The sequence below is a fragment of the Anaerolineae bacterium genome (assembly GCA_014360855.1).
Taxonomy (GTDB): domain Bacteria; phylum Chloroflexota; class Anaerolineae; order JACIWP01; family JACIWP01; genus JACIWP01.
In genome coordinates, this window is sequence record JACIWP010000102.1 from 1 (window position 1) to 10421 (window position 10421).

The window sequence follows — 10421 nt, forward strand, 5'->3', positions numbered from 1 at the left end:
TAGGCGGGCTTCCTCCAGCACTTCCATCACCTCCAGCAGGGATTCCTGCAGCCGGTTGGAACGCCTCGACAAATAGGTTACCTCCTCTTGCAGGCTCTGCAGTTCCTTCGGGTGACGCCCCTGGCCCTCATAAAGGGCTTTTTCAGAAGCGGCGAGTTTCTGGGTGACCTGTGCCAGCTCGTCATCCAGCTCCGACTGCTGTTGCTGGGCGCGCTTCAGCCGGCGCTCCGCCTCCGCCAACCTTTCACGCGCTTCCTGCACCGGCCGGCTGACGCCCAACTTCGACCGCACCTTGCCGATAGCCTGCTGAACGCCTTGAATCTCCTGATCCATCTCGAAGAGACGCCATAACAACTGCGCGGGCTTCATCCAGTTCCTCCCACCTGCCGGGTTTCCAACGCCGGCCAAAAATAAAGCGTCCGACGCACAAGCTTGCGTCGGACGCCAGCGCGCGAGCGCGTGGACGGGCCGGTCATACAACCCCCATCCATCGCACCACAATTGGCACAACATGTCCATGCGGAGAATGACAAACTATCCATCCGCTTCACCTAGTACCAGTTTGGACGTACACAAATTATAGCATGTCCTCCCATGCGCTTCAAATTACTGCCGGCCCGTTTCCGGCCCAATTGACGCGCCATCCTTCCCATGCTATACTGTCCCCAGCACTGCACCCGCATATCATGAAAGGAGCGCGCTATGATTGCGGAACTGCCGGCCGAAGCCCTTCGCAACGTTTGTGACCCCAACTCCCTGGAATGCGAGACCAGCGCTGATATTCCCCCGCTCAGCACCATCGTCGGACAGGCCAGGGCCGTCAGGGCACTGCAGTTCGGCCTCGGCATCCAGTCCCTGGGCTTCAACATCTATATCGCCGGCCTGCCCGGCACCGGCCGCACCACCGCCGCTCGCCGCTTCCTCGAAGATATTGCCAAAGATCAGCCCACGCCGGACGATTGGTGTTATGTCAATAATTTCCAGGACCCCTATCGGCCGAACGCCCTGCGCCTGCCGGCCGGCCGCGCCCGCCAGCTCCAGACGGATATGCAGGACCTCATCTCGGACGCCCGCAAGGCCATCCGAGCCGCGTTCGAAAGCGACGAATACGCCGCCAAGCGCGACGAGACCATGCGTCAGTTCCAGGAACAGCGCAACGCCCTCTTCACCGCCATCCAGGAAAAGGCCGCTCGCATGGGCTTCTATATCCAGGCCACGCCCATGGGCTTTCTGACCATCCCGATCCGCGAGGGCAAACCGCTCACCGAAGAGCTGTTCATGGCCCTGCCGCCGGAAGAACAGGAACAAATCCGCCAGGCCCAGGCCCAGCTTCAGGAAGAGCTGAAAGGGGTGATCCGCCAGGCCCGCAGTCTGGAGAAACTGGCCAACGAGGCGCTCCAAAAGCTGGACCGGGAAGTCACCACGTTTGCCCTGACCCCGCTTATCGAGGAAGTTCGCGAGAAATACGAGGACTGTCCGGAGGTGGTGCAGTACCTCCGCGACGTGCAAAACGACATCCTGGACAACCTGGCCCTGTTCCGCGAGGAACAGCCGGCCCAGGCCTCGTCGGCCGGCATGCCGGCGGACCCCTTCCGTAAATACCAGGTCAATGTCCTGGTGGACAACTCCTCGCTCAAGGGCGCGCCGGTCATCATCGAGCTGAACCCCACCTACAACAACCTCTTTGGCCGCATCGAGAAAGAGGCACAGTTCGGCGCGCTGTTCACCGACTTCACCCTCATCCGAGAGGGGTCCCTGCATCGCGCCAACGGCGGCTACCTGGTCCTGCCGGTGGAGGAGGTGCTCCGCAACCTTTTCTCCTGGGAAAGCCTGAAACGCGCCCTCCGCAACGCCCAAATCGTCATCGAGGAACCCGGCGAGCGCCTCGGCTTTATCACCACCAAGACCCTGCGCCCGGAGCCGATCCCGCTCAATATCAAGGTCATCCTTATCGGCCAGCCCTATCTCTATTACCTTCTCTACAACCTGGATGAGGACTTCAAAGAGCTGTTCAAGGTCAAGGCGGACTTCGACTACCGCATGGACCGCACCCCGGAGGCGGTGCGGGAATATATCTCGTTCGTCTGCACATTGTGCCAGGAGGAAAACCTGCGGCATCTCGACCGCACGGCCCTGGCCAAGATCATCGAACACGGCTCCCGCCTGGCCGAGGATCAAGAGAAGCTCTCCACCCTGTTCGGCGACCTGTCCGACGTGATCCGCGAGGCGCACCACTACGCGGTGCGCGACCAGTCCCCGCTCGTGACGGCGGCCCACGTCACACAGGCCATCAACGAGCGGTATTATCGCTCCAACCTGGTGGAACAGCGCGTGCAGGAGGCCATCGCCCGCGGCATCATCCAGATTGACGTCGCCGGCGCTGAGGTCGGCCAGGTCAACGGCCTCTCCATCATTGACCTGGGGGATATCACCTTCGGCCGGCCCAACCGCATCACCGCCAGCGTCGGCCTCGGCACCGAGGGCCTCATTGATATCGAACGGGAAGCCAAGCTGGGCGGCCCTATTCATACCAAAGGCGTGCTCATCCTGGCCGGCTACCTCGCCCAGCAGTACGCCCAGGACAAGCCCCTCAGCCTCTCCGCTCGCCTGGTCTTCGAACAGAGTTATTCCGGCGTGGAAGGGGACAGCGCCTCGAGCACCGAACTCTATGCCCTGCTCTCTGCCCTGTCCGGGCTTCCCATCCAGCAGGGCATCGCGGTCACCGGTTCCGTGAACCAGAAGGGCGAGGTGCAGGCCATCGGCGGGGTGAACGAGAAGATCGAGGGCTTCTTCGCCGTGTGCAAGGCGATGGGGCTGAACGGCCGGCAGGGCGTCATCATCCCCGCCAGCAACGTCAAGCACCTCATGCTGAAGGATGAAGTGGTGGAGGCGGTGCGCCAGGGCCAGTTCCATATCTGGGCGGTTCACACGGTGGACGAAGGGATCGAGATATTGACGGGTGTCCCCGCCGGCAAGCGCCTGCCCGACGGCACATTCGAGCCTGGCACCGTGCACTACCTGGTGGATCAGCGCCTGCGCCAGTTCTCCGAGAAGATGCGCGAGTTCGGCAAAGAGGGCGCCGGCGAGGAAGAGGAAGAAGAGGAACAGCCTCCCGCACAGCCTTGAGGGGTGGCCATCCGATCGTTCACTGCACGATCGTCAGCCGGCCGTCGCATCGGGCGCCGGCCGCCGGCGTGATGCCTCCCACCTCTCGAATATAAGCCACCAGCTCGCGCCGCACGAACAGGCCGGCCGGCGCGGGAGATAGGCGCGCCACTGGGAAGCACACCATCCCATACCGCTCCCCCACCGCTCGCTCCCACGGCGCGGCCAGGTGTCGGAAAAACCCCGGGAAGGCGATGGTCATCTTTCGTTCCGCGTCCGCGCGCAGTGGCTCTCCCTGAAACGTTACATCACAGACCCGATGTTCCTGCCGGCCGCCGCCCAACCGGATCGTATAGCGCAGGTCTCCGCTGAAATGCGCGAATCCCCGTTCAACCCGCGGCTCCCCCGGCCGGTCCACGCGCCGCGCGTTGTCCTGCAGAAACTCGAGGAAATCGGCCCAGGAAAGGGTGCCGATATACAGCGGGTCTTCATAGGGCTGTACCCGGAACCAGTCGCCGTAGCGCACGACATCCCCCTCGGGAAGCCCGCCGCATAGGCAGGAGGCATCTATCATGCCCAGGTCCACGGGGATGCCGGCGCGCCGGCACCGCTGTACCAACGCATCCGCGATGAAGTTCGCCAGCGCATTCTCGCCGGCGGCGATGTCACTGCGCACCGCCTCATCGCGGTAATCCGGCTCGCACGCCAGCGTCCCCAGGACCTGTTCCAGGATCTTCTCGGCGCGCGCTGTCAGCGGCGCGACAAACCGCTGTTCCAGGTCCTCCTGTATCGGCAGATACGGGACGCTCCACAGCCGGGCATCGGTCACCGCCGGCCTCGGGCGCAGGGTGATAGTGACCTCCCCCAAGTACTTCCCGCCGGCGCCCGCCTGCACGATGGGAATGCCGTTGACCACGTTCTCCACGTGCAGGCCGGCTTCGTTCAGCGGTTGATGGGAATGCGCCCCGACGATGAGGTCCACCGCCGACGCCGGCAGAAGCTCTGCCAGCTCCTTGTCGCCGATATCCTGGACCGCGCATGTCCCAACCTCCAGACTGCCCCCCAGGTGGCTGAGGAGAATCAGGACATCGCAGTGCGGCCGGAGCGCCGGCACCAGGTTCTGCGCCGCCTCGAGCGGGTCAAGGAACGTCCAGCGCGCCTCCTCGACAAGCTTGAGTTCCGCCCGGGTGGTCAGCCCGATGATCCCCACCCGCACGCCGCGCAGGACGAACAGCACTGCCGGATAGACGGGCAGTGGCATATTCCCGGCTGGACGCAGGTTCGCGCTCAGCACCGGGAACGGGGCCTGAGAAATGGCTCTCGCCAGCGGTTCCAGCCCACGGTCAAAATCGTGGTTGCCGAGCACAGCGGCATCTACGCCGGCCTCCGCATACAACGTGTACGTCGGGTGACAGGCCGCGCCGGCTCCTTCCTCCGGGGTCAGCAGTTCATCAAAGACGGAGTCCCCGATGTCATCCCCACCCGAAAGCACCAGAAGCCCGGCATGCTCTGAACGGCTGACCTCATCGCGCGCCTGGCGGATGCGCCACGCCATGCGCGAGAAGACCGGCTGGACACCCTCCGGGGTAAACCGCGCAATATGCCCATGCAGGTCATTGAAATGCAGTATCCGCAGGCGGAAGGGGGATTTCGCGGAGGATGCCCGCCGCGCCGGCAGTATCGCATCGGGGTCGGGGAGGATGCGCTCAAGGGGCACGGATGCGTCGCCGGCGATCAGGAACAGCTCCGCATCCCTGGCACCATTGGGATTGGGGGCGCTTCGTCGGATGGTCAGCGTTCCCGGCAGTGCACCTGCGGTGCCGTTCATAGCAGGCCCTGGGCTAGGCCACCCTATCGAGGGCATCGCGGGTAATGGGATTCAGCGGAGGTTCGCCGGCGAAGAAGCGCCGCAGTTCCTCCACCGCCCGCTCGCCCATGCGGGTGCAGTTCTCGATACAGCCGGCAATGTGCGGCGTCACCACCACATTGGGGAGCCGGCGCAGGGGACTGTCAGGCGCCGGCGGCTCCGGGTCGGTCACATCGAGGAAGGCGAAGAAACGCCCCTTTTCCAGCTCGCGAATCAGCGCCTCTTCGTCAATCAAGCTCCCCCGCGCAGTGTTGATGATCAGGGCATCGTCCTTCATCATGGACAGCCGGCGCGCGTCGATCATGTGATAGGTGGCCGGCAGGGCCGGCGCGTGCAGGGAAATGACATCCGCCTCCTGCACCAGCTCGTCCAGCTCCACTTTGGCGGCGCCCATGTTCCTGGCCTGTTCCTCACTGACGTAGGGATCGTACAGCAAGATGTGCACGTGGAACGGCTGGAGCAGTCGGATGACATGCCGGCCGACGTTGCTGGCCCCCACGATCCCGACCTTTTTATCGTACAGCTCACGCGAAGGCCAATAGGGGGAATCCCGCCATCCCCCATCCCTCACCCGCTGGGCCAGCGGCCAGACCCGCTTCATCCCCACAATCATCAGCCCCAGGGTCGTCTCCGCCACGTGCTCGGCCAGCACCGGCGCCGCGGAGACCACCAATATGCCGCGCTCCCACACCGCGTCGGAGACGATGCGCTTCACACTGCCGCCCATGTGGACAATGGCACGCAGTTTCGGCGCCGCGGCGATGACATCGGCATCGAGCCGGGCAACATCCCAGCTCGTCAGACAGGCGTCCGCCTGAGGCAGTAAGGCCAACAGGTCCTCTTTTGTCGCCGGCGCGTCCCCCGCATGGTGCAGTATCTCGGCAAACCGCGCCAGCTCCTCCCAGGCACGAGGGCTCATCATGCGGGCGTAATGCGCTCTGCCGATGGTCACGGCAACAACCGGTTTTGTCATAGATGGTGCTCCTGTTCAGAGGGACATGAGCCGGGCCTGGCCGGCCCTGCTCCCAGGCCAACCAGGGCAGGCGGCCGCGCAAGGCCGGCGGTCCGTTCACAGTGCATCAACCTTTGATGGCGCCTTCCACCATGGCCATGAAGAAGTATCGGCGTGCGGCCTGGAAAATGAGGACCACGGGCAGGGCAATAAGGATACAGGAGGCGGCGATCATCTGAAAGTTGATGATATTGGGTCCGAGAAACTCGTACAGACCAAACATGACCGGCTTCAGATCATTTTTCGTGACCAGCAGATAGCCGGCCAGGAACTCGTTCCACACATTGACGAAGGTCAGCAGGAAGATGGCCGCCAGGCCGGGCAGAGCCGCCGGCATGGTGACATGCCGCAGTGCCCCCAGCGGCGTCGCCCCATCAATCATCGCCGCCTCTTCCAGGTCTCGCGGGATGGTATCGAAGAACCCCTTGGCGATCCAGATGCTCAAGGGCAGGTAGAACCCGAAATAGACGAAGATCAGATACGCCCGATCGTTGAAGGGAATGGGCGATTTGCGCAGTATCACCCCCAGTTGATACAGGGCGAGCAGGTTCGTCAGCAGGGGGACGCCGGTAATGGCCAGGATGGCGATCATCATTGCCCGGCGGATACGAAACTTGAAGCGGGAGAAGGCGAAGCCGGCCATGCCGGCCATGATGGTCACCCCAATTGCCGTGCTCGTGGCGTACAGCAGGGTGTTCGGGATATAGATGCGGAACATGCGGCCGGTCAATTGAATAAAGGGAATGGAATTGGTCAGCTTGGGCATCAGAACGCGCTCATAGCCCTCCACCGACCAGCGGCACGCCCGTATGTCAAAGGCCGAGGTGGGCGTATCGCAGGGGAAAATCACGGGCGGTTTGCGGATAATATCCTTATGGGATTTCAAGGAGATGACAATGGTCAGGAAAATCGGGATCATGGTCACCACTAGAAAGGTGACCATAAAGCCGTTGAGGAAGATGGATCGCAGTGCTTTGGGCGAAAGAAATGAGGTACGAGCCATTTCACGCCGTCCTTTCGTCCACACGGGTCACCCGCATTGTCCCGGCGATCAGCAACCAGTTCACGATCGCCATCATGACCGCCAGCGCGGCGGATTGGCCAAAGCGCAGTCTTCCCCATCCCAGGGTGTATAAGAGATAGCTGAGCACAAACGTGGCGGTACCGGGGCCGCCGGCGGTCAGGCTGAAAACCATGCCCACACTGTTCACTCCCGTCAGGACGAGATTGAAGATGGCTACCACCAGGGTCGGGAGGATCAGGGGTATCGTAATATGGCGGGCAATCGCCCATGTGTTGGCGCCGTCAATGCGCGCGCTCTCGATGACCTCCTGAGAGATGGTCTGCAGGGAAGCGAGCAGGAGCAGGGTGATGAACGGCAGGGCGCGCCAGACGGAAGCCAGGATTAAGTAGACCATCGCCGGCGCCGGCGGGAAGGGGAAATTGCCGAACATCGGCGCCGGGCGCGCGGCTGTCAGGACCGAGAGCCCTTTCGGCGGGAACAGCTCCGGATTCCCCAGTATGCCGGACAATATGCCGTAATCAGGATACACCAACAGGCGGAAGACCATGCCGACCAGGATATCCGCCAGCGTCCAGGGGATGAACAGCAGAGCGAGGTACAGGCCGGACAGCCGCAGACGCGCGTTCAAGACGGAGGCCAGGACAAAGCCCAGCGAGAGCGTCAGCACGACGTAGCCGGCCAGAAACACGATCGTATGTCCGATGGATTCGCGAAACAGGCTGGTGTTCACCAGCAGGCGGTAATTATCCAGGCCGACAAACTGCCACCCGGTGGGGAAACGCTCCTGGAGGCTCAGCCAGATAGTGTAAAAGGCTGGGAAGAACTGCACGACCAACAGGACCAGGAGCGCCGGCAGGAGCAACAGCACGGGCAGGGTTTCGTCTGTACGGCTCTGCTTCCGCCGCAAGCTGAGCGACTTGATCATGTGCCCACTCCCATCACGCGTCCAGCGTGTATTACCGCATCATAGCATGTCGAGCCTAATACAATCGGTTCATCGGGGCCGGTTCCCGGCCCCGATGAACCGCATCGCGAACTCGCTCAACGCACTACGTTTCCTGTGCGGCGCGTTGCATCATTTGCCGGCGTTGTACTCATCCTCGGCCTGTTTGAGCACCGTCGGGATGTCCGCGGTCACATCCTCTTTGATGAGCTTGTACACCGCGTTCATGATGATCATCTGCGCCTCAGCCGTCCGCTCCAGAGTGCCCTTCCACGGACGCAGGGCGCTGGCCTGCACCACCGCTTTCGCCTGCTGATACAGCTTGCCCTGGAACTGCGGCTGGTCATACGCGGCAAACAGTACCGGCAGACCGGATTCGCCCCGCAGTGCATAGTCCGCGGCAATATCGGGGTTGGTCAGAACCCAGTTGATGAAGGCCTCCGCGGCCTCGCGGTTCTTGGCGCCCGTGGGAATGCCTACGCCGCGCACCGACAGGCCGCCGCCGGGCTTCTTGCCAGATGGAGCGGCAAAGGGACGCAGGACGACCTTCCCATCCTCGATGGCATTCAGCATGTCCTGTTCCGTCTGCGTCTCATACTTGGTGCCGTCCGGAGCGGTGAGCGGGCGCAGGTAGCGGTAGCCGAACAGGCCCGTGGGGATCGAGCCGGCGGAAGAATCCTTGAACGCCTCTTCCTCCTGGAAGCCGCCGGCGAAGGTCACCTCCGGGACATATCCCTCCACCGTCAGCGTGCGCAGGAACTCGATGGCGGCGACGTTCTCGGGCGTGTTCAACAGCATATTGCCCTTGCCATCATCATACGTGCCGCCGAAGCTGGAGATGACGGTCCAGACGCCGCGGGTGGTCCCACTGCCGCCCTTGTCGGTGGAGCCGAAATAGGTCATGATGTAGCGGCCCTCGCCTTTCAGACGCTCTGCTTCGGCCAGGAACTGGTCAATCGTCTTGGGGTAATCATTCGGGAAGAGGTCCGCCCAGACAAAGACCACGTAAGGGATTTCGGCGAAGGGGATGCAGTACAACCCGCCGTCGGGCCCCATACAGGCCTTGAGGGCCTGCGGATCCACGCCGGCGTACCAGGGCTGTGCTTCTGCCCAGGCGCGCAGGTCCTGCAGGGAGCCGTTCTTGGCATGCATGGGGATGTTGAAGTCAGTAAGCTGAACGATATCGGGGACCTCCCCGCCGGCCTGCACGGCCGCGATCAGCTCCGCGTCCATCTTGTCCCAGGCCTTGGGAATGTTGACCCATTTGTACTTGCCGGCGAAGGCCTCGTTGAACTTGGCCATATTCTCGCGGAGCCAGGCATTGCCTACCGCTTCATCACTGGCGGGGTCCATGTTCTCCTGGTCGAACTGGTACCAGGTGACGAAATCCTTGGCTTGCGGAGCCGGGGTGGGTTGGGCCGGCGCTTGCGTGGGCTGGGAGGGGGCGGGGGTTGCGGCCGGCGCACACGCGCTCAGGACAAGCGCCAAAACCATCACGAGGGAAACGGTGAGCCACATCCAACCGGACTTACTGCGCGCGTTCATCTCTTGCTGTACCTCCTTCTTCCTTGTTCACAAGGGTAAGGGAACAAACCTCTGCGGACAGTTCTGTAGGGGACGTATCACCTCCTTTCTCTGCCGACAGCAACAGCGCCAGCCCAGCAAACGAAGGGATGTGCCAACGAACAACATTGTATCATATCACCCGAAAATCCGCAAACCACTTTTTCGAGGGGCAAATTTTGTTTCGTATAAGGAAAGCTCTCGGGTGCGAAGTGATGCCGGCATACACGGCAATGCGCTCCGCAGACGTAAGGGAGGCCGCGGGACGGTGAAAGGACCCATCATCCAGCGAAATTTCCATGGGATGTCCCAACCCTGCGCACCCAAATTCTGGCGGCGCCGCTCCCGCCCCCTATGGGCCGGCAAAGAGGGCGGCACCCTCTCCAAGCCCCAGGAAGCTCGTTCGCAGACCAGCCGGCGCATCGGAAAGCAGACCCCATAGTCGGGGCCATGACCATATCCGTACGCCATTATATCAGGTTTTGTTGCATTTGTCAATCGTTGGTAAACATAAATGAAACATCGTAGTGTTTTCTACATTGCGCCAGGTTTCTTCACAATTTCCTATGGTACCTAATAGTCGGAAATATGTTCCGCACGATGCAGATCACCCCGGCCGGCCTGGGGGAACATTTTCCCGGCCGCCGGCGTCTTGAAATTAGCCCATAACAATGATCACCGGTGACGAAGCCCTGGATGGTACATTCATGGAACTTGCGTTAGAGCTGTTTCGTCTATATATATGAGCATATGCGCACATGTTGCGCATATAACATACCATGAGGGACTGACAGGAGGAGGCAAGCGATGAGAGGTCACGTGACATTCCGGTATGCGCGTGCCCTTGCCTCCCTGTTCTTCGGTACAGCCCTGATCCTGATGTTGGCATTACCATACGCGGCCAAGG

At 62.1% G+C, this 10421-nt stretch carries 8 protein-coding genes; 2 read left to right on the plus strand and 6 right to left on the minus strand.

All coding sequences use genetic code 11. The annotated features are described in order from the left end of the window. Positions 1-369 (minus strand): hypothetical protein (locus tag H5T60_07170; protein MBC7242210.1); only part of this gene is annotated, 369 nt, incomplete at its 3' end. Positions 370-702: 333 nt separating this feature from the next. Between H5T60_07170 and H5T60_07175 the strand changes: the two genes are divergently transcribed. Beyond that, positions 703-3126, plus strand: a complete 2424-nt coding sequence (locus tag H5T60_07175) for an AAA family ATPase (GenBank protein ID MBC7242211.1) — start codon at positions 703-705, stop codon at positions 3124-3126. Positions 3127-3145: 19 nt separating this feature from the next. Here the strand turns inward: H5T60_07175 and H5T60_07180 are convergent, their stop codons facing one another. The 5 genes from H5T60_07180 to H5T60_07200 all read right to left on the minus strand — a co-directional run bounded on the left by H5T60_07180 (position 3146) and on the right by H5T60_07200 (position 9496). Next, a complete protein-coding gene (locus H5T60_07180) occupies positions 3146-4933 on the minus strand; it encodes a bifunctional metallophosphatase/5'-nucleotidase (protein ID MBC7242212.1) in 1788 nt (595 codons plus the stop codon). Between the two features lie 13 nt (positions 4934-4946). Next, positions 4947-5894: a hydroxyacid dehydrogenase gene (locus H5T60_07185; protein MBC7242213.1), complete on the minus strand. Its 948-nt coding sequence runs from the start codon at positions 5892-5894 to the stop codon at positions 4947-4949. Between the two features lie 157 nt (positions 5895-6051). After that, a complete protein-coding gene (locus H5T60_07190) occupies positions 6052-6987 on the minus strand; it encodes a carbohydrate ABC transporter permease (GenBank protein MBC7242214.1) in 936 nt (311 codons plus the stop codon). A 1-nt stretch (position 6988) separates the two neighbouring features. Next, positions 6989-7933, minus strand: a complete 945-nt coding sequence (locus H5T60_07195) for a sugar ABC transporter permease (protein MBC7242215.1) — start codon at positions 7931-7933, stop codon at positions 6989-6991. Between the two features lie 150 nt (positions 7934-8083). Further along, positions 8084-9496 carry an extracellular solute-binding protein gene (locus H5T60_07200; GenBank protein MBC7242216.1) on the minus strand — a complete coding sequence of 471 codons (1413 nt, stop codon included), beginning with the start codon at positions 9494-9496 and terminating at the stop codon, positions 8084-8086. Between the two features lie 286 nt (positions 9497-9782). On the opposite strand from H5T60_07200, the gene H5T60_07205 reads away from it, so the two are divergent. Continuing rightward, the gene (locus tag H5T60_07205; protein MBC7242217.1) at positions 9783-9956 is read left to right on the plus strand and encodes a hypothetical protein; all 174 of its coding nucleotides are present in this window, start codon (positions 9783-9785) and stop codon (positions 9954-9956) included. Positions 9957-10421 lie beyond the last annotated feature (465 nt).

Excerpts from the sequence above, each read along its gene's own strand:
- H5T60_07175 (MBC7242211.1), top strand. The coding sequence starts at position 703 with ATGATTGCGGAACTGCCGGCCGAAGCCCTTCGCAACGTTTGTGACCCC.
- H5T60_07190 (MBC7242214.1), bottom strand. The coding sequence starts at position 6,987 with ATGGCTCGTACCTCATTTCTTTCGCCCAAAGCACTGCGATCCATCTTC.
- H5T60_07180 (MBC7242212.1), bottom strand. The coding sequence starts at position 4,933 with ATGAACGGCACCGCAGGTGCACTGCCGGGAACGCTGACCATCCGACGA.
- H5T60_07185 (MBC7242213.1), bottom strand. The coding sequence starts at position 5,894 with ATGATGAGCCCTCGTGCCTGGGAGGAGCTGGCGCGGTTTGCCGAGATA.
- H5T60_07195 (MBC7242215.1), bottom strand. The coding sequence starts at position 7,933 with ATGATCAAGTCGCTCAGCTTGCGGCGGAAGCAGAGCCGTACAGACGAA.
- H5T60_07200 (MBC7242216.1), bottom strand. The coding sequence starts at position 9,496 with ATGAACGCGCGCAGTAAGTCCGGTTGGATGTGGCTCACCGTTTCCCTC.